General features: G+C 65.6%; 15 protein-coding genes. 10 read left to right on the top strand and 5 right to left on the bottom strand.

Annotation, left to right across the window (positions count from 1 at the left end; all coding sequences use genetic code 11):
* Positions 1–8: 8 nt before the first annotated feature.
* From ACXR2T_RS12820 to ACXR2T_RS12800, 5 genes are read left to right on the top strand one after another with little or no spacing between them, the layout of a single operon-like run.
* Positions 9–1,334: a M20 metallopeptidase family protein gene (locus ACXR2T_RS12820; protein WP_458839937.1), complete on the top strand. Its 1,326-nt coding sequence runs from the start codon at positions 9–11 to the stop codon at positions 1,332–1,334.
* Complete coding sequence (locus ACXR2T_RS12815) at positions 1,327–2,343, top strand: ABC transporter permease (protein ID WP_458816692.1); 1,017 nt, start codon at positions 1,327–1,329, stop codon at positions 2,341–2,343. Before ACXR2T_RS12820 ends, ACXR2T_RS12815 begins: the two co-directional genes overlap by 8 nt.
* Complete coding sequence (locus tag ACXR2T_RS12810) at positions 2,336–4,087, top strand: dipeptide/oligopeptide/nickel ABC transporter permease/ATP-binding protein (RefSeq protein WP_458839939.1); 1,752 nt, start codon at positions 2,336–2,338, stop codon at positions 4,085–4,087. Before ACXR2T_RS12815 ends, ACXR2T_RS12810 begins: the two co-directional genes overlap by 8 nt.
* Complete coding sequence (locus ACXR2T_RS12805; protein ID WP_458839940.1) at positions 4,084–4,899, top strand: ABC transporter ATP-binding protein; 816 nt, start codon at positions 4,084–4,086, stop codon at positions 4,897–4,899. The genes ACXR2T_RS12810 and ACXR2T_RS12805 overlap by 4 nt, the downstream gene beginning before the upstream one ends.
* Before the next feature lie 30 nt (positions 4,900–4,929).
* A complete protein-coding gene (locus tag ACXR2T_RS12800) occupies positions 4,930–6,078 on the top strand; it encodes a 5-(carboxyamino)imidazole ribonucleotide synthase (RefSeq protein ID WP_458839941.1) in 1,149 nt (382 codons plus the stop codon).
* A gap of 122 nt (positions 6,079–6,200) precedes the next feature.
* Here ACXR2T_RS12800 and ACXR2T_RS12795 read toward each other — a convergent pair whose 3' ends face one another.
* The 4 genes from ACXR2T_RS12795 to ACXR2T_RS12780 form a co-directional block, all read right to left on the bottom strand.
* A complete protein-coding gene (locus tag ACXR2T_RS12795; protein ID WP_458839943.1) occupies positions 6,201–7,121 on the bottom strand; it encodes a DUF3800 domain-containing protein in 921 nt (306 codons plus the stop codon).
* A 192-nt stretch (positions 7,122–7,313) separates the two neighbouring features.
* The gene (locus ACXR2T_RS12790; protein WP_458839945.1) at positions 7,314–9,014 is read right to left on the bottom strand and encodes a DUF7937 domain-containing protein; all 1,701 of its coding nucleotides are present in this window, start codon (positions 9,012–9,014) and stop codon (positions 7,314–7,316) included.
* A 49-nt stretch (positions 9,015–9,063) separates the two neighbouring features.
* Positions 9,064–10,650 (bottom strand): variant leucine-rich repeat-containing protein, encoded by a 1,587-nt coding sequence (locus ACXR2T_RS12785; protein WP_458839947.1) that lies wholly within the window; start codon positions 10,648–10,650, stop codon positions 9,064–9,066.
* Positions 10,651–10,666: 16 nt separating this feature from the next.
* Positions 10,667–11,323 (bottom strand): FHA domain-containing protein, encoded by a 657-nt coding sequence (locus ACXR2T_RS12780; protein WP_458839949.1) that lies wholly within the window; start codon positions 11,321–11,323, stop codon positions 10,667–10,669.
* A 767-nt stretch (positions 11,324–12,090) separates the two neighbouring features.
* Here ACXR2T_RS12780 and purE point away from each other — a divergent pair.
* On the top strand, positions 12,091–12,603 hold the full coding sequence (gene purE / locus ACXR2T_RS12775; protein ID WP_458816678.1) for a 5-(carboxyamino)imidazole ribonucleotide mutase: 513 nt from the start codon (positions 12,091–12,093) through the stop codon (positions 12,601–12,603).
* A gap of 173 nt (positions 12,604–12,776) precedes the next feature.
* Here purE and ACXR2T_RS12770 read toward each other — a convergent pair whose 3' ends face one another.
* Positions 12,777–13,886: a glycosyltransferase gene (locus tag ACXR2T_RS12770; protein ID WP_458839951.1), complete on the bottom strand. Its 1,110-nt coding sequence runs from the start codon at positions 13,884–13,886 to the stop codon at positions 12,777–12,779.
* Positions 13,887–14,130: 244 nt separating this feature from the next.
* Between ACXR2T_RS12770 and galE the strand changes: the two genes are divergently transcribed.
* The 4 genes from galE to ACXR2T_RS12750 all read left to right on the top strand — a co-directional run bounded on the left by galE (position 14,131) and on the right by ACXR2T_RS12750 (position 19,100).
* Positions 14,131–15,144: a UDP-glucose 4-epimerase GalE gene (galE, locus tag ACXR2T_RS12765; RefSeq protein WP_458839953.1), complete on the top strand. Its 1,014-nt coding sequence runs from the start codon at positions 14,131–14,133 to the stop codon at positions 15,142–15,144.
* Positions 15,141–16,553, top strand: a complete 1,413-nt coding sequence (locus ACXR2T_RS12760; RefSeq protein ID WP_458839955.1) for an LCP family protein — start codon at positions 15,141–15,143, stop codon at positions 16,551–16,553. Before galE ends, ACXR2T_RS12760 begins: the two co-directional genes overlap by 4 nt.
* 83 nt (positions 16,554–16,636) lie before the next feature.
* Entirely contained in the window at positions 16,637–17,614 is a 978-nt protein-coding gene (locus ACXR2T_RS12755) for a glycosyltransferase (RefSeq protein WP_458839956.1), read from the top strand.
* A gap of 67 nt (positions 17,615–17,681) precedes the next feature.
* Positions 17,682–19,100 carry a CAP domain-containing protein gene (locus tag ACXR2T_RS12750; RefSeq protein WP_458839958.1) on the top strand — a complete coding sequence of 473 codons (1,419 nt, stop codon included), beginning with the start codon at positions 17,682–17,684 and terminating at the stop codon, positions 19,098–19,100.
* The last annotated feature ends 167 nt before the right edge of the window (positions 19,101–19,267 follow it).

The raw sequence follows: 19,267 nt of genomic DNA, 5'->3' as shown, positions 1-19,267 counted from the left end.
GGAGCATCATGACACACGACACTGCACACGAGACTGCACTCGAGACCGCACCCGACACGCCCCTCGAGATTGCGCAGCTCACCGCACGCCTTGCCCGGCATTGCGCCGAACTCCAGCCCGGGCTTGCCCGACTGCGGCGCAGCCTGCACCAGATCCCCGAGATCGGGCTCGAGCTGCCCAAGACCCAGCAGCTGCTGCTCGACGAGCTCGCCGCTATGCCCGAGCTCGAGGTGAGCGTAGGCGAGCAGCTGTCATCCATCATCGTGGTGCTGCGCGGAGGCAACGCCGAACGCGCAGACGGCACCCGGCCCGCGGTGCTGCTGCGCGGGGACATGGACGCCCTGCCCGTGCACGAAGACACCGGCGAATCGTTTAGCTCGCGCATCGACGGTGCCATGCACGCCTGCGGGCACGACCTGCACATGGCCGCCCTGTTCGGAGCGGTGCAGTCGCTCTACCAAGAACGGGCCGCGCTGCGCAGCGACGTCGTGTTCATGTTTCAGCCCGGCGAAGAAGGCTTAGGCGGCGCGAAACTGATGATCGAAGAGGGCGTGCTCGACGCCGCCGGGCCTCGCGTGAGTGCGGCCTACGGCCTGCACGTGTTCTCGGCCAACATGGATCAGGGTGTGTTCTACCTGCGCCCCGGCACTCTCATGGCGAGCGCCAACACGGTCGACATCGAGTTTCGTGGCGCGGGTGGCCACGGATCCACCCCGCACAGCGCGAAGGATCCGATTCCCGCCGCCTGCGAGAGCGTCCTCGCGCTGCAAACTCTCGTGACCCGCGAGTTCGACATCTTCGACCCCGTGGTCATAAACGTCGGCGTGGTTGATGCGGGCACCGCTCCCAACGTGATCCCAGAACGCGCGAACTGCGGCGTCTCGGTGCGCAGCTACTCGCCTGCGGCGCGTGAGCGCGTGCTGCGCCGGATCGGCGAGGTTGCGCGCGGCATTGCTTCGGCGCACAACCTCGAGGTGAGCATTGCGGTCGACGAGGGGTACCCGGTCACGCGCAACAACGCGCACGAAACGGAGCGAGCCAAGCACGAGCTCACGGGCCTTTTCGGGGCCGAACGGGTCACTCAGATGCGCGACCCGCTGCCCGGTTCAGAAGACTTCTCGTTTGTGCTCGACGAAGTGCCCGGGTCCTTCCTGTTGCTCGGCACGGGCGCCCCCGGGTCGATCCCTCACGAGTCGCCGCTCAACCACTCACCGCACGCCGTGTTCGATGACTCCTACCTGGGCGACGCGGCCACGGCGCTCGCCGCGCTCGCCGCAACGTTTGACGCGGGTGTCGGGGCCGAACCAGATGCGAGGAGCCTGGATCATGTCTGAGCCCACCGCGGTCATCATGACCCAGGAGCGGGTGAAGCCGCAGCGCTCACGTGGTCGCAACCCCTGGGTATCGTTCACGCTGAGCCGGCTCGGGGGGCTGCTGCTCTCGTTCGTGGTGCTGCTGTTTGTCACGTTCCTCATCGTGCCGCTGCTGCCGGGTGATCCGGCCGTAAATATTGCGGGCGAGGGCGCGACGCCCGCGCAGATCGAACAGATTCGCAACGAACTGGGGCTCAACGAATCGTTCCTTACCCAGCTGCTGGCGTATGTGGGTGGGGTGCTGCGGTTCGATCTGGGCACCTCGTTTACGACGGGGGAGCCGGTCACCGCGATCATTGCGGCGCGGTTCCCGTTCACAGCCGAGATTGCCATTGTCGCGCTCGTGGGCATTCTCGTGATCGCGATTCCGCTCGGGCTGAGCGTGGCGGTTGCCACGCGGGGTGGTCGCAAGCACTGGCTCGACGTCGGTTTTAACGCCGTCACCGGTTTCTTCTACTCGATTCCGCAGTACGTGATGGGCACTCTGCTCATCGCGGTGTTCGCGATCGGTCTCGGGGTGCTGCCGGCGGCGGGCGCCGCCACACTGAGTGCTCTCGTGCTACCGATCGTCGCACTCATGATCCAGCCCATCTGTACGATCGGCCGCGTCGTGCGCCGCGAGGCGGCGGTCGTGCTCGACCAAGATTTCATTCGCACGGCGCGCGGCTGGCGACTCACCAAGCTGCGCACGAACCTGCGGTACGTGCTGCCCAACGTCGTGACGACGACGCTGACGCTCTCGGGTCTTATCCTTGCGGCGCAACTGGGCGGTGCCATCGTCATTGAGAACGTGTTCAGCTGGCCGGGCCTGGGCCAGGGCATCGTGACCGCGATCTTGACGCGCGACTACCCGACGATTCGCGGCATCATCCTCACGCTGGGGCTGCTCGCCACGCTCATCATCATCGTTGTCGATCTGGTGCTCGCCATGATCGACCCCCGCAACCTGGGAGGCGATTTCAATGCGTAAGTCTGCTTCACCCGCAAAACCCACTTCACCCGCAAATCTCACGGCGGTAGCCAAGTCTCGCGGCGCAAACATTGCGCTCTGGGCGGGCGGCGTGCTCTTCGGGCTGCTGCTGCTCGCCGCCGTGTTTGCGCCCATGTTCTTGTGGGCTGACGCGACGCAGCTGACACCCAACGCGACGCTGCCGCCGTCTGCCGAACACCTGCTCGGCACCGACGACTTTGGTCGCGATAACCTGGCCCGCGCGCTCGTCGCGTCACGGCTCACCCTCATCATGACCCTCGGCGCGACGCTCGTGAGCATTGGCGGCGGTGTGATCGTGGGCGTGGGCGTGTGGCTCATGCCGCGCAGGCCCCGCGAGGCGTGCCTGCGTGTCATCGATACGGCGGCGGCCTACCCGTCGCTCATCTTCGCACTCGTGGTCGCTGCGATTCTCACCGCGAGCGCGACCTCGGCGGTCTTCGCGATCGGTCTCGCCGGGATCCCCGCCTTTGCGCGGCTCATGTCAAACCTCGCCGCCGGCATCTCGGCCCGCGAGTATGTGACTACGGCACGGCTGCTTGGTGTGAGCCCGCTGCGTATTGCGGCCCGCCACATTCTGCCGAACATGGCGGAACCCCTGCTGATCCTGTCTGCGACCGTGTTTGCGCTGTCGCTCATCGACATCTCGGCGCTGTCGTTTGTGGGACTCGGCGTGCAAGCACCGCAGTTCGACTTCGGTAGCCTGCTCAATGATTCGCTCGACGCGATGTACGTGCAGCCGATTCAGGCCGTGGGCCCGTCGCTGCTGATCGTCGTCTCGGGCCTCGCCGCGATGCTCGTGGGCGATGCGCTCGCGGGGCGGGCGAACCCGCGCGGCCAGGTGCGCCCGGCGTCGGCGCCCGTCGCAACCGGGTCTGTCACGACCAGCGCAGACGGTGCAGCAGGTGCAGACGGCGCGCTCGTGTGCGTCGACGATCTGCGCGTGCGCACGACCGACGGCAAGGAGCTCGTCAAGGGGGTGTCGTTCGAAATCGCACCGGGCCAGGTCGTCGCGCTTGTGGGCGAATCCGGATCAGGGAAGTCACTCACGGCCATGTCAATCGCAGGGTTGCAGGCCGAAGGGCTCGAAATGCGCGCCAACGAGTTGTCGTTTGCGGGCATGAACATGCTCGGCAAGCAAAACCGTAGGCGTCTCGCCCGCGAGATGTCGATCATCTACCAAGATCCGGGCAGCACGTTTAACCCGGCGATGCGCATGGGCACGCAGCTCACCGAGGTGCTGCGATCGCACTACGGAATGCCGCGCGGTCGCGCGGGCGAGATGATCCGGCGCGCGCTTGGAGGCGTTGGCATCAGCGAGCCAGAGCGGCGCATGAAGCAGCGACCGCACGAATTTTCGGGCGGCATGCGGCAGCGTGCGATGATCGCGGCCGCGATGAGCACGAACGCGAAGCTGCTCGTCGCAGACGAGCCAACGACAGCGCTTGACGTGACGGTGCAGTTGCAGGTGCTGCGGCAGATTCGCCGCGCGCACCACGACGAGCAAATGGCGATGCTGTTTATCAGCCACGACCTCGGCGTTGTTGAAGCGGTGAGCGACGTCGTGCTGGTGATGCAGCAGGGCGAGATTATTGAGCGGCTCACCGCCGATCAGCTGCGCCGCGGCGACGTCACGCACCCCTACACCCGCAAGCTCCTTGCGGCCGTGCCCAAGCTCAGCGACGAGACGGTGGCCGCGATGCACCAACGAATGGATCAGTCATGAATGCAACCAGCAGCCGGCATGCCGAAGTTCGGGAAGCACCCGCCTTCGCGGCCCACAACATCGACATCAGTTTTGGTCACGTGCGCGTCATCGAGGGGCTCAGCCTCGAGATCGAGCGGGGCCGGGTGGTGGGCCTCGTAGGAGAGTCGGGTTCGGGTAAGTCAACGCTCGGCAAAGCCGTCGTGGGCATTAACCGAGTACAGCACGGCAGCATCGAAGTGTTTGGGCACGACATTCGTCGGGTCTCACGCCGCACCAGACGAGAGCTTGCGCGGGTGGTGCAGTACATTCCGCAAGACCCATACTCGTCGCTGAGCCCGCGCCGCACCATTATGCAGACGCTCGCTGAGGCACTCGATCCGGGCAGAGCGCGGGCCCGCGGCGAACACGAGCGCATCGTCGAAACGCTGTATGCGGTGGGGCTCGACGAGACGGTGCTGCCCAAGTACCCGCACCAGTTCTCGGGCGGGCAGCGGCAGCGCATTGCGATCGCGCGGGCCCTGTTGTTGAGGCCGCAGCTGATCATTGCCGACGAGATTACGAGCGCGCTTGACGTTTCGGTGCAGAGCGAGATCATCGAAATGCTGCACGAACTCAAACGCAGCATGGACCTCACGATGATCTTCATCAGCCACAGCCTCGCGGTCGTTGAAGGTCTCTGCGACGACGTAGTCGTGATGCAACGGGGCGCGATCGTAGAGTCTGGCCCCATCGAGCAGGTGTTTCGTGAGCCGCGCGAGGAGTACACCAGGCAGCTGCTCGCCTCGGTGCCGGGGGCGCCCGGGTTTACCCTCGACGCGGTGGCGGCGTAGCACGCGCGAAACTACGGCAGAATAGAACCCATGAGTCTGAACAGTGGCAGCATTCGGGTTGGCGTGATCGGTGGCGGGCAGCTTGCGCGCATGATGGTGCCGCCGGCGATTCACCTGGGGCTGCGCATCAGCGTGCTCGCCGAAACCGAGGGGTCGAGCGCCGAGCGCGCCGCAGACATGGTGGGCGACTACCGCGACCCCGAGACGGTGTACGCGTTCGCCGAGACTGTCGACGTGATCACCTTCGATCACGAGCACGTGCCGCAAGAGATTCTGGTCGAGCTTGAGGCGCGCGGCAAGCAGGTGCACCCGCGCCCGGGCTCCCTGCAGTTCGCACAAGACAAGATCGTGATGCGCAAGAAGCTGCAAGAGCTCGGCGTACCGATTCCTGAGTGGGCGGCCGTTTCGAACGAGGCCGAGCTGCAACAGTTCATCGATGCCAACGGCGGCCGCGCGGTCGTGAAGACGGCCCGCGGTGGCTACGACGGTAAGGGTGTGCGCGTAGTGTCGAGCGCGGGTGAAGTGAGCGACTGGTTCACGGCGCTCGCCGAAGACGCGCACGGCGGCCACCTGCTCGTCGAAGAGCTCGTCGACTTTACCCGCGAGCTGTCGCAGCTGGTGGCACGCCGCCCGAGCGGCGAGACCCGTACCTGGGCCGTGGTCGAGACGATTCAGAAGGACGGCGTGTGCGCCGAGGTGATCGCCCCCGCGCCCGTGCAGAACCCCGCGACACTCGATGAGGCGGCCCGCATCGGCGCTGTCGTCGCACAGGGAGTCGAGGTCACCGGAGTGCTCGCCGTCGAAATGTTCGAGACCCGTGATGGGCGCGTGCTCGTGAACGAGCTGGCGATGCGCCCGCACAACTCGGGCCACTTCTCGATCGAGGGCTCGGTCACGAGCCAGTTTGAGCAGCACCTGCGCGCGGTCACCGACCTGCCGCTGGGCGACACGGCGCTCACCGCCCCCGCGACCGTGATGGTCAACGTGCTGGGCGGCCCCGCCGAAGGCCCCATGCCGGTGCGCTACCAGGCGGTGCTCGCCGCGCACCCGCGCGCCAAGGTGCACAGCTACGACAAGCTGCCGCGGCCGGGCCGCAAGGTCGGGCACGTCACTGTCACGGGCGACAACCTCGACGAGGTGTTGGCCGAGGCGAGGTCCGCCGCCGCCGCGTTCGCGTAAGCGCGCGGGCGAGGGGCGCGATCCGGTTCACGATCGCGCCCGCACCGCGGATCGACCTAGAAACACAAATCGACCGTCACGCACAGATTTTCCGAGGATTCTCTGTGCGTGACGGCCGATCGCTAGCGTGACGGTCGATCGGAGTCGCGATGCACAGTTGGGAATCGATCTTGCAACGCTGCAAGCGAACTCTGTGATGCCGGTACGCGCGTAGCGTCATAGCAAGTTGCGAAGTTACCCATGTATCTCGGATATAAATCCTTTCCGCCGCTCAGTGCTAGCACCTTGCTCTTGTCGCTCGTAATCTTCGCCAGTCGATCACCGAAGTAGCGAGGCGCCCATTTAAACTCCTCGAAGTCAGGGTCGAACTTGTATGCGGTGATTCGCCCGATCAATGCACAAATCCAGTCCGCGCACTGCACCGTTTGATACAGGTGGCTTTCGACCTCCATTGGTGGCTCCAACAAACGGTTCGCGTTTCTGTGCGAGAACATGAACGATGCGGCGCCAGCGAACACTTCGAGGCGTTCCCTGTCGCCCTGCTTGTCGAGGATCATCATGAGGTTCTCATCCTCGGGGAGATCCCAATGGATGCGTTGAATCAGCTGTTTCATTGCGTGGTCATAGCGCTCGGCGTTTGTTTCAGGCACCTCATTGGGGCCGCCTCGTGGCTTTTCTTGGCCGTAGAACACGACCCTGGCGCCCAGCTCTTCAAGTTTGGTCAGGATGCGCCCGATGATGCGTCTGACCTCCTGATACTTTTCGACGTTTTGTGTCGTCAGGAGCGCTGAGCCCTTCTTCTCCCAGTGTTCAACACGCTTGCCTTTGGAAATGACCTTGGCGTCTATTTCCTCTTTGAGGCCCGACTCTTTGATATATCGGAAGACACCAGACAGCTCGCGCACTCTATCGACGGGCATGATGAATCCGCCGAGACCGAAGACAGGATGGGTCTTGTACGATGAGTCACCTCTGCTGACATACAAGCCGTTGTGACCAAACTCGTCGAAATAGCCGATGTACAAGCGCACCCCCAGGTACACGAAAGCCCGTGTGTTTAGCACGGGCCTCGGAAGTGGAGCGCTACTGCGCGTCCAAGACCAAGGATACAGGCTCATAGTCAATCCCTCAACGGGGTTCGGACCCGCGGATCGACCTAGAAACACAAATCGACCGTCACGCACAGAATTTCCGAGGATTCTCTGTGCGTGACGGCCGATCGCTAGCGTGACGGTCTAGTAGCCGCGGGCCGCGAGCGCCTGCAATACGGCCGGGTCTCCGGTCTGCGCGAGCCACTGACGCAAGTCGGGGTAGAGCGCCGGGTTCTGCGCGAGATACACGCGCGCCTCGGGGCGTTGCGCAAGATCAAACTGCTGCTGCGGGGTGAGCGCGGGGTTCATAGCGTAGGCGGCAAGCTCCGGATCAGCGGGCGCGGCACCCGGCATGCCCGGCACGCCAGCGGCGGGCGGCGCAAACTGGGGCGTCACTGCCGGTTGGGTTTGCTGTGGCTGGTTTGCGGCGTAGTACTCGCGCACAGGCTGCGGGGCGAACAACCCGTACAAGATGAAGGCCGCAGGAGCTGCGAACCCCACGAACGTTCGTGAAATTGAGAACCCGCCCGCCGCTGCGGCGCCGACGCCCGCCACCGCGGTCGCGATGATACCGAGTACGAGCAGGGCGCCGGCGAGGCTCGCGGCGAGCACTCGCGCGCCGGCAAAGTTAGCCACAAACTGTTGACGCAAAATGAGCGTGGTCACAATTGCGAGCAGAGTGCAGACGAGCAGCCCGACGCCGTAGCCCGTACCGAAGCCTTGGCTCTCGATGATAAAAAACACGTAGCCGATAGCGGCGACGCCCAGCGCGATGACCTGTGTCACGGGAGCGAACCGCATCGCCCCGTACCAGACGGCGATGGGCTGCTGCTGGCGCATGGCGTAGGGAAGTCCGGCGTGGCTGGCAACTCCAAGTAGGGCAGCGGTCAGCAGGGTCGCGTACCCAAATGACCCCCAGACCGACTCGAGCTGCCACTGTGACGCCAGCTGAGCGATCAAGGTGCCCACCACCATTGCGACACCAAACGCAAATGCGAGCAGCCGCGCAGTCTCGAATCGCCGAAGCATGAAGACGCAGAATGCAATCGGCGCGAGCGTAACCGGTAACTGTAGTAGCGAAGCGACGATCAGCATGCCCGCGGTCTGCGAAGACGAGATCGACACGGTGTTGATAAACGAGAGCACAACTCCGAGCAGAGTTGCGAGGCCCGCAAAAATGGTGAACCCGATGAGAAAGCCATAGCCGTGCTTCGCAGCTGTCGCCGAGAACGCCGGCGACAGTACTTCGTACCTGCGCGGCACGGCGGCGAGAATCGCACCGGTGAGGCCGATGGCTGCTGCGGCCCCCAACCCCACACCGCCGACCAGCCAGCCATCGCTCAAACGCAGCGCGTCAAGAACTACGTACGTGAGTATGAGCAGAGCATATGGGATGTTCAAGAGGGCGCGAGTGAGCGCGGCACGAGGAGCGGTGAAGGTGGGCCCAAACGCACCAAACCGTGCGAGATAGCCGATCGACAGCGACAGCAGTGAGAGCAGGGTGATGAGTAGCACTTCAACCCGCGTAGCGGCGACGTTTAGGTAGTCGCCGCTAAATCCGCCGTCGAAGCTCAGAGACCACGGCAGCGCCAGCGACACAAGCAGCAGCACAGCTGCACCGCCGTCGCGCACCCAGTCGCCGATCGGTGTGTTCGCGAAGGCGTTGGGAGTGGGCTGCGGCTGCGGCGCATACCCGGGCGCGAACTGCTGGGGCTGGTAGTCCGGCGTATGACCATAACCAGGCGCCGGTGCCTGCCCCGAGAACGGTGCCTGCCCTGGAAACGGTGCCTGCCCCGAGAACGGTGCCTGCGGGGGAGGCTGGTGTCCCTGCCACGGATTGCTCATGATCTCTTCCTCGTGCTTGCTCTGGCCGGTTAATGCTTGCTCATGGGTATTAGTAGCCAAGCTCTTCTTCGATGACGTCGGTGAGACGGCCATCTTCTGAGAGCTGGGCAACGCGCTCAGTGACGATCGACAGCGCGTCGGCATAGGTGGCGAGCGGGCTAATAAACCAGCCGCCGCCCTCTTTCACCGCGATCACGGCGATCTCGTCGAACCCGAATTCGCTCGCGAGCGGAATGTCGCTGAGGCACCCCGAGTCAACCGAGTCGCGCAGCTCCCACTCTTCGTAGTAGTAGCTGTCTGAATCGTCATAGGTCCATTCGCTTCTAAACTCGGCGCATTGACCCGTGATGGTGACGCCGTTAAACAGGTCGAAGCCGTGCTCGCGAGATTCGACGCCCACCTGCAGTTCTTCAATGGTGAGCCTCGCGCGGTCGCCGTTCACCTTGGCGCTGAACTGCTGCTCGTAGACCTCGAGACCACTCTCAGAAGGGTTGAATGGGTCGCCAGGAAACTGCCCGTAGATCGAAATCAAGCGACGCTCGGCGAGCGGCATGTACGGGGCGATGCCGGAAAAGCCGTCACCGATGAAGGCGCTGACGAGCTCCTCGGCCGCCTGCTCGGGCGAGGCAGAAGGCTTGGCCTCAATGATCTTGTTGCCCAAGCGGTAATCGCTGTTGCCTGCGTCTAAGTAGAAATAGTCGGCGATAGTCATGAGCGGACTCACGTACCAGCCGCCGGGCTCCTGTACACTCACGACACTCACACCCTCGAAGAGGCCGCCATAGTCGCGGGCGTCTCGCCTGATCTCGGCAAAGTCGAGCGTGTAGGGCAGGTCGAGCTCCTCGGCAATCTCGTACTCCAGGTCGCGCATCGATGAGCTCGTAGCGTCGGGGTCGTAAGCCCGGGTCAGCTGCGCCACGATGCGCCCCACCTCGCGGCTGTCGCCGTCGAACGTGATGGTGCCGTCGCTGAAGATGACGCGCTCGACGCCCTCGGCGATGACCTCGTTGCGGGTCTCAATGCCGTCGGCCGTGATAGTGATGGCGTTGCGCAGCTCGGCGAGCGAGTCGTTGACACTCGTGTCGGCGTCCTTGCTCGAGATCGCGGTGACACGCTTAAACGGTTCTTCGAACGGCGCAAACTCGCTCGGAGCGAGCGAACCGTACAGGGCGAGCAGGTCTTGGTTGGTGAGCCCGTGCAGCAGCTTCGTCGCGGCCGCTTCGGGCGACGACGAACCCCCGATCTTGCCCGCGACGAACCACCACGCGCCGCCACCGACCGCGAGGATCAGCGCCAGAACGCTGGCCAGCACAATGAGGAGCGTGCGCTTCGACCGCGGTTTGCCGGGGGAGCCCGGGCTGCCAGCACCGAACTGCTGCGCTGGCTGTGCGAACGGTTGGCCGGGGGCCTGGAACTGCTGCGTCGGCTGCGCGAACTGCTGGGTCGTGGCCTGCCCTGAGGGTTGACCGAGCGCCGCCGCGGGCGCCCCGTACTGCGCAAGCCAAGCCCGCAGCTCGGGGTAAGCGTTGGGGTGCGCGGCGATCTCGGCTGCGAGATCGGGCCGCTCACTCGCGATCTGGGCCAACCGCTCGGCAGTGGTGGCGGGCTGGGATAGCTCGACGCGGGGGTCAGTCATTAAAACTCCATCGAAATTAAGACGACGCGGGGCGTTCGAAGGTGATCGAGCGGCCGCCCAGGCTTAGCCCCTGGTCGGCGGTAAGCGCATACCGACTCAGCGCCTCGCAGGGCTGCATCTCATCGCTCGATCCCGCACCTGATGTTGAGGCCACCCCTGCGCCGGCGACGATCTCGGTGCCGTTGGTTGACTTCAGGTCGGTGATCCACAGCTGGTCGGCTTCGACTTCGATGAGCAGGTGGGTGCGCGAGAGCACGCGGTTCGGGTCCGACAGTGCAATGTACTGTGCGTCGTCGGGCCCGGAGCTGGGCTTGCGGCCGAGCACGTTTCGCGGTGCCAGCGGAAACTTCGTGCCGTCAATGTCGACCAGGTTCCAGTCGGTTGTTGAACGCGCGCGCGTCAGCACGACCGTCGCCTCGAACTCTTCGTCGGGGTCGTCGCTCTCGAAGTCGCTCAGGTCGACGGCCCGTGAGGGGGCTGCTGGCGGCTCCGGATCGGCCGCCTGCGGCGCCTCGGGCGTGACGACCGCGGCTGCCTGCGGTGCTGAAAAGATGGAGGGCTGCACGACAGTGGCTTGCGCGTCTTCGGCGGGTGGCTGCCACGGATTGCCGAAGGAGCTCGGGCTGGGAACTGCACCGCCGGGTGCGGGCGGGGCTGGCGGTGCTGCTGGCACGGGCGGCGCCGGAGGCGCAGGCGGTGCCGGCGGGAATCCCAGCGCGGGACCAGCGGGAGCAGCCGGAGCCGCCGGAGCTGGCGGAGCTGGCGGGAACCCCTGCATCGGTGTCGGGGGAGCCGCCGGGGCTGGCGGGGCGGGCGGCACCGCTGGGAACCCCTGTGCAGGTGCTGCTGGCACGGGCGGTGCCGGAGGCGCAGGCGGTGCCGGCGGAAATCCCTGTGCCGGCGGGAAGCCCTGTGCTGGCGGGAATCCCGGTGCCGGTGCAGACGGAGCGGGCGGCGCAGGCGGGAAGCCCTGAACGGGCGGCGCAGGGGGAAAGCCCTGTGCGGGCGGGAATCCCTGTGCTGGCGGGAATCCCTGGGCTGGCGGGAACCCCGGTGCGGGAGCTGGCGGCGCGGGTGGCGCAGCCGGGAACGGGGCGGGAGGCACTGATCCGGCGCCGAATTGGGGGGCGCCCTGAGCCGGGGGCACCGGAGGTACTGGCGGCACCGGAGGCGCAGGGGGAGCGGGGGGCAGCGGCGGCCCGCCGGGAATCGGTGGCAGCGGAACACCCTGGTCACCGAATTGCTGAGCGCCTGAACGATCGAATGCGGGATTGTCCCAGGGAGCGGGCTGCCTGGGGGGTAGATTCGCCATACTGTGCTCCGATTCTGTCGGCTATGTCGGTGCGCGCCAGCTGCGCCCGAAAGCTCTTAATACACTGAGCCTATTCTGGGTGACTCCTAAGCGGAAATTTCTTTCTTGCGTGGCGGTACGATTTAGGCATGAGTGAGACTGCTGCGCCCCTCGTTGGCGTGATCATGGGATCCGACTCCGACTACCGAGTCATGGCCGACGCCGTGGCGATGCTGCGCGAGTTTGGCGTCGCGCACGAGGTAGAAGTGGTGAGCGCCCACCGCACCCCCGACAAGATGGTCGACTACGCGCGCGGCGCGGCAGCCCGCGGGCTCAAAGTGATCATCGCTGGGGCGGGTGGCGCGGCGCACCTTCCCGGTATGGTCGCATCGATGACGACGCTGCCCGTGATCGGTGTACCGGTGCCGCTCGCGCTGCTTGATGGGATGGACTCGCTGCTGTCGATCGTGCAGATGCCCGGCGGGATTCCGGTAGCGACCGTGTCGATCGGTGGTGCGAAGAACGCGGGCATTCTCGCAGCACGCATTCTTGGCGCGAACGACCCGGTGCTTGCGGCAAAGCTCGCCGACTACGCGCAGGGCCTCACCGACATGGTTGCAGACAAGAACGACGCGCTTAAAGCTAAGGTCGCTGCCGAGTAATCGGAGGATCCAGTGTGGATCCTGCGACTCGCCCTGACGCTGTGGCGCCAGCGTGAAATACGCGAAAAAGCTTCGCTTCTTCGCCCGAGTATTTCACGCCCGCAGGATGACGTAGAAACCCGTCATTCTGCGGGAGCTTGCGACTCGCAGAATCCAGACACGGCGCACGTGAACTACAGGTTTGCGTGCGTCTCCCAGAGCTGCCACGCGGCCGACCCCCATGTGAAACCGCGGCTGCGGTCGATCGCCAGCACCGACAGTGTGTGCAGCAGCTCAACGTCGCGAAAGAGAGCGGCAAACTGCGCGGCAAACGCGGCCTGGTCGGTGGCTTCGATGGCGGCATCGAGCACGATCTCGGCGGTAGCCTCGTGGCCAGCGTGCAGCACGGGCAGCCCCGTCGCGAGCGCGGCAAGCAGGGTGTAGCCCGTGCCGGTGTACGCCTGCGGTTGCGCGAGCAGCGCCGCACCGTCGAGCACCGCGCCAATGTCGGCGAGCTCGCGCGCCCGCACCACGGTCACGCGGTGCTGCAGGTCGTCGGGCACCCGCACTGACGGTTCAGACGCGTCGCGTGTGCCGGGCAGCGGGTCGAGCCCCTCGAGCACCACGAGCGGCGGCAGCGAAGGGGTCACGCGCAGCGCCTCAAACACCCACTCGAGCCGGCCCAGTTCGCCCGGCATAGCCGTGGTGAGCGAATACAGCGCGGGCAGCCCCAGAGCTGCGCGGCGCTCGGCGGCGTCGGCGCCGGGCAAGAACGCGGTGGGCGGGGCCAGCTGCATCACCTGCACGGGCAGGTCGTGACCATACTTGCGCTGCAGCGCGCGGGCAGTGGCGTGCGTGTTCGTGATGAGCACGTCGGCGAGCTTTACTGCGCGGCGCACATAGCTGCGGTAGAGGCGCGCTTGCGAGCCGCCCATGAGCGACGGCGCCTCCCACGCGATGGCGTGCGGAATCGTCACCGAAGACTGCGACCCGTCATCTTCGCCGCGGGTGCGCAGCGGCAAAAGCGGGGTGAGCGAGTGCACAAACTCGCCGTCGAGCGGGCGAGCGGTCGTGCCGCTTTGCCACAGGAGCGGCAGCATGCCCGCACGAATAGGCAGGTGCTCGGTCTGAATCTTGGCAGATGACACGTCGAGCTCGGGCGAACCCTTCGCGATCAGAAAGCGTGCACTGCAGCTGCGCGGCGCGGTCGCCCCGATCGCCTTGATGAGGTCGTGGGCAGCGGCGCGCTGCACCTGCAACTCCCAGTCAGGAAATGGTTCGGCAATGAGCGTGAGTGATGCCAACTGTCCCCTCCGCTTTCTCGCCACCGCACACGTGTAGCCGGTGCCTGTACCCAGTCTACGGAACCCGCGGCGGTGAAACCTCCCGATTAGCCCCGTGTGTTACGTGAAGAGACACAACCGAGACATTCGTGTGCATATAACTGGCCTCTGAGCGGCCCGTCGGCTACGCGTTTCACGTGGCTGAATGTCGCGCCAAAGAGTGGCTGAGTGTCGCGCCAAAGAAACGCCCAGTAACCTAGGGGCTATGCGAGTCTTGCTAACCGGCGGTGCCGGCTACATCGGTACCCACACAGCACTGGTGCTGCTTGAGCGTGGCCACGAGGTCGTAGTGCTCGACGATTTCTCAAACAGCAGTGTCGAAGCGGTGCGGCGCGTCGAGGCGCTCACGGGCAAGACGATTCCCGTGCTCGAGGCCGACCTGTCTGACCGTTACGAGACGCGGGCACGGCTTACGGGCGTCGAGTTTGATGCGGTGATTCACTTCGCCGGTCTCAAGGCCGTCGGCGAGTCGGTCGCGCAGCCCACGCGCTACTACCGTGTCAACCTCGACTCGACGCTGGTGCTGCTCGACCTGATGCGCGAGCGCGGCGTCGACAAGCTCGTGTTCAGCTCGTCGGCCACGGTCTACGGCGACCCGGCCAGCTCGCCCATCGACGAGCAGGCCCCCGCGGGCGTGCAGCTCACCAACCCCTACGGCTGGTCGAAGTTTATGAACGAGCAGATTATTCGTGACACGCAGGCGGCGTGGCCCGAGCTCGGCGCGGTGCTGCTGCGCTACTTCAACCCGGTCGGGGCGCACCCGTCAGGCCGCATCGGCGAGCACCCCGCAGGGATTCCCAACAACCTGATGCCGTTCGTGGCGCAGGTTGCCGTGGGCAAGCGTGCCAAGCTCAGCGTGTTTGGCGACAGCTACCCGACGCCCGACGGCACAGGCGTGCGCGACTACATTCACGTGATGGATCTGGCCGAGGGGCACGTCGCCGCCCTCGAGAAGCTCGAGGCGGGCGTCAAAACCTACAACCTGGGCTCGGGGGTGGGATCGAGCGTGCTCGATGTGGTGCGCGCGTTTGAGGCCGCCGCGGGCCGCGAGGTGCCCTACGAAATCGTGCCCCCGCGCGCCGGTGACGTCGCTGAGGTGGTCGCTGATCCGGCACTCGCTAATGAAGAGCTTGAGTGGCACACGAGCCGCAGCCTTGCCGAGGCCTGCAGGGACTCGTGGGCGTGGCAGTCGGCGAATCCCGACGGATACGGCGAATGACCCTGAACCTCGAGCAGCCGCTGCGGTACCCAGATGCCGCCTCAGAGCAGCTCATGACCAAGCGAGCTTGGTGGCTGGTGGTGGTGGGCTTCGTGCTGCCCGGCAGTGCGCAGATTCTCGCGGGCAAGCGCAAGCTCGGCCGCACCGGGCTCGTTGCGTCGATCGTGTTTCTCGCGGGCGGCGTGGCGGCGATTGCGGGGCTGCTGCTCGCGCAGGTCGCGACCCTCACGTTTTTCACCAACAGCATCACGCTGTTTGTGCTGCAGTGGCTGCTCTATGGCTACGCGGTGCTGTGGCTGGTGCTCGGGTTCGATACGCTGCGGCTCACGCGGCTGGCGCGCGTGACGCGCCACTGGCGGGTGCCGGTCGCGGTGCTGTCGGTGATGCTCACGATCGCACCGGCCGCGGGCGCGGCCTGGGTGGCGACCACGGTCGGATCGACGCGGGCGCTGTTTAACAGCGTGTTTCAGTCGGCTCCGGCGGTCGAGCCGGTCGACGGCCGCTACAACATTCTGCTCTTGGGCACCGACGCCGGATCAGACCGAGAAGGTTTGCGCCCCGACAGTATTTCGCTCGTGAGCGTTGACGCGAAGACGGGGCAGTCGGTGATCGTCGGGTTGCCGCGTGACCTGGTCGACGCACCGTTTCCAGAAGACTCGCCGATGTATGACGTGTTTCCTGAGGGGTACTGCGACGAGCTCAACAACTATGAGGTCGTCGAGGGTGGCGGGTATTACTGCTACACCACGGGGGCGCTCAACTCGCTCGTGGCCGAGGTCGAATCGTCGGGCTCGCCGTCGTACAGCGGGTTCTACGCCGACGCCGCGTCGCGCGGCTCGTCGCCCGGCATCGAGGCGACGAAAGACGCGGTCACGGGCATCACCGGGCTCGAGACACAGTTCTTTGTGCTCATCAACATGGACGCGTTTGAGAACCTGATCGACGCGCTCGGCGGCGTCGACATCTACGTCGAAGAGCCGCTGCCCATTGGCGGCGACGAGTTTGGCAATGGCGTCACCGGGTGGGTCGAGGCCGGGCAACAGCACATGAGCGGCTACAACGCGCAGTGGTACGCAAGGTCGCGGTATGGCTCTGCCGGCGGCGACTACGACCGCATGGAGCGCCAGCGCATCTTGCAAGCGGCGATTCTCGCGCAGATGAACCCGCAGAACGTGCTCACCAGGTTTCAAGACATCGCGTCGGCGGGCACCGAGCTCGTCGAAACCGACATTCCCGAGTCGATGCTGGGGCGTTTTCTCGACCTCGCGACGAAGGCCCGCGGCTACGAACCCGTGAGCGTCGAGCTGGTGCCGCCCGCGTTTAACCCCGAGGCGCCCGATTTCTCGATCGCACACCAGCTGGTGGCCGACGGGGTCGCGGCGGCATCACCGCCCCCCGAGGGCGAGTAACCCGCGGCGGGTAGGGGCATCTTCGGGTAGCTACGGGCAGCTACGGGTAAGCTTGTCGAGGTTTTGAGAAGGAGAGTGTTCGCATGCGCGTAACCGCCGTACTGGTGGCGTACAACAGGCGGGAGCTGCTGCTCGAGTCGCTCGCCGCCCTCGCCGCACAGACGAGGCCCGTCGACCGTCTCGTGGTGGTCGACAACGCGTCAGACGACGGCTCGGCCGACGCCGCGCTCGCTGCGACCGAGTCGTGGGGTGACCGGGCTCGCGTCATCAAGCTCACCGCTAACACGGGCGGGGCTGGCGGCTTTGCCGTGGGCATCGCCGCCGCGGTCGCAGAAGACGACACCGACTGGGTGTGGGTGATGGACGACGACACGGTGCCCACACCCGAGGCGCTCGCGGGTGCGCTCGCCGCGCACGAGCGGTACGTCGCGTTGGGCGCCGATGACCTCGCCGTGATGGGGTCGCGCGTCTTGTGGACCGACGGCGAAGACCACCCCATGAACACGCCGAAGCCCAAGATCCGGGCCTCGCACGCAGAGCGCGAGCGGGCCGCGGCCGCGGGCGGCCTCGAGATCAGGTCGATCTCGTTTGTGTCGGCGTTCTTGCGCGCCGCGCGCGTGCGTGAACAGGGCCTGCCGCTCGCCGCATACTTTCTGTGGAACGACGATTTCGAGTACTCGGCTCGGCTGCTGCGCGGCGCGCGCGGCCTGTACGTGCCCGGATCGGTGGTTACGCACAAGACCGCCAAGCGCGGCTCGAGCGACGCCGACCCCGGCCCCCGGTTCTTCTTCGAGGTGCGCAACAAGCTGTGGGTGTTTCGCCGCTCGCACGCGCTGTACTGGTGGGAGAAGGTGCTGTACTCGGGCGCGAGCGCGCGCCGCTGGCTGCGCACGTTTAAGGCCTCGAGTGACCGCGCGCAACTGCGCGACTGCCTGAAGCGCGGCTGGCGTGACGGCTGGCGCAAGAACCCCAAGGCGACGCATCGCGTGCTGCGCGATGCGGGTGTGCCCGTCGACGTGATGGTCGCGGTCGACCGGCTTTCGAAGCTCGACAAACGCTAGGCAAAGTCCCCTCGCCTCGTTAGGCTGAGGCAAAGGTGATTCGGGGGAATCGCCTGGGGGGACACAAATGAAACCGCTGTTGAGTGGGCTTTGCGCACTCGTTTTACTGTTGGGGAGCGATCTTGCGGCGCCCGGAGCGGCCGCTCTGCCCGCTATATCTGCTTCGTCTGCTCTAGAGAGCTCCGGATCAGCCAGCCCACCTGCGGAGTCGCCGCCGTGGGCGGGCACAGAGGTTGAGCCGCCCGGCTCTGGCGCGGACGTAGCGACCGACGCGGACACAGGCACCGACACCGACACCGACACCGGCGCCGACACCGAAACCGGCGCCGACGCCGGCGCCGACGCCGGGACCGACGCCGGGGTGCAGCCCGAGGGCGTCGGTACACAGCGGGAGGTGGCGCTCGATCCGGCGCCTGAGACAGCGCCTGAGACAGCGCCTGGGACAGCGCCTGAGACAGCGCCTGAGACAGCGCCTGAGACAGCGCAGCCGGGATTGCAGGCGGCGCAGCGGCCCACGCTCGCGCAGGTGCGGGCCGACGTCGTACGCATCACGAACGAGCTGCGGGCGGCGCAGGGCGCAGGAGCGGTGAAGAGTGACCCGCGGCTCGATGCGATCGCGCTGACCTGGAGCGAAGTGCAGGCGCGCGACAAGACGATGAAACACAACCCAGCGATGAGTTCGCAGGTGCCCGCAGGGTGGGTGCGTGTGGGCGAGAACGTGGCATACGGTTATACCTCGGCCGCAGCGGTAATGGAGGGGTGGCGCAAGTCGAAGGGCCACTACGAGAACATCATTCAAGAAACGTACACACACATTGGAGTGGGTGTCGTCTACAGCACCGGAGGGGTGCCGTACTACACGCAGGTGTTTGCCGCGTATCCGGGCGGGCTCGCGGCGCCGGGGGTCTTTGTCGACGTGAACCCCGGTGCGCCGTTCTACAAAGAAATCACGTGGATGTTTGAGGAGGGGCTGTCGAACGGCTCGGCCGTGCCCTCGGGGCGCGCTTACCTACCGAAGTCGTCGGTGTCGCGCGAAGCGATGGCGGCGTTCTTGTACCGACTCAAGACCCCGGCCGGAGCCACGAAGCCGGCGGGATACACAGTTCCGAGTGCGTCGCCGTTTGCCGATGTGCCGACAAACCACAAGTTTTATAAGGAGATCGCATGGATGGGCGCGAGCGGTATTTCGACGGGCAACGCGCAGCCGCGGGGCAAACCCACTTATGATCCGCGGGGCGCTGTTTCACGTGAAGCAATGGCCGCGTTCATTGCACGCATGGAGGGCACGAACGGGTATAAAGCGCCGCGCACTTCTTCTTTTCAAGATATTGCGCCGAACGACAAGTTCTACACGCAGATCTCGTGGATGTACGACAGCGGCCTTTCGACGGGCACGAAGCAGCCGGGGGCGCTGCCCAAGTATGAGCCGCGGCAGTCGGTGTCGCGAGAGGCGATGGCCGCGTTCATCTACCGGCTCAGGCACTAATTGAGCCGGGCAGCGATGTGCGCAAGCACGAGTCGGCATCGAAACGACGAGTCGGCATGAAAAATACGTTTTTATCGGGCCGACTCGTCGTTTCGATGCTGTTTCGTGCCGCAGACTCACAACTGCGCACTCCACACTCCGTACCGAGCACTCTGCGCCTCGCACCG

It is taken from the genome of Leucobacter faecis (genome assembly GCF_054456635.2).
This window is presented reverse-complemented; position numbering and strand designations above follow the sequence as displayed.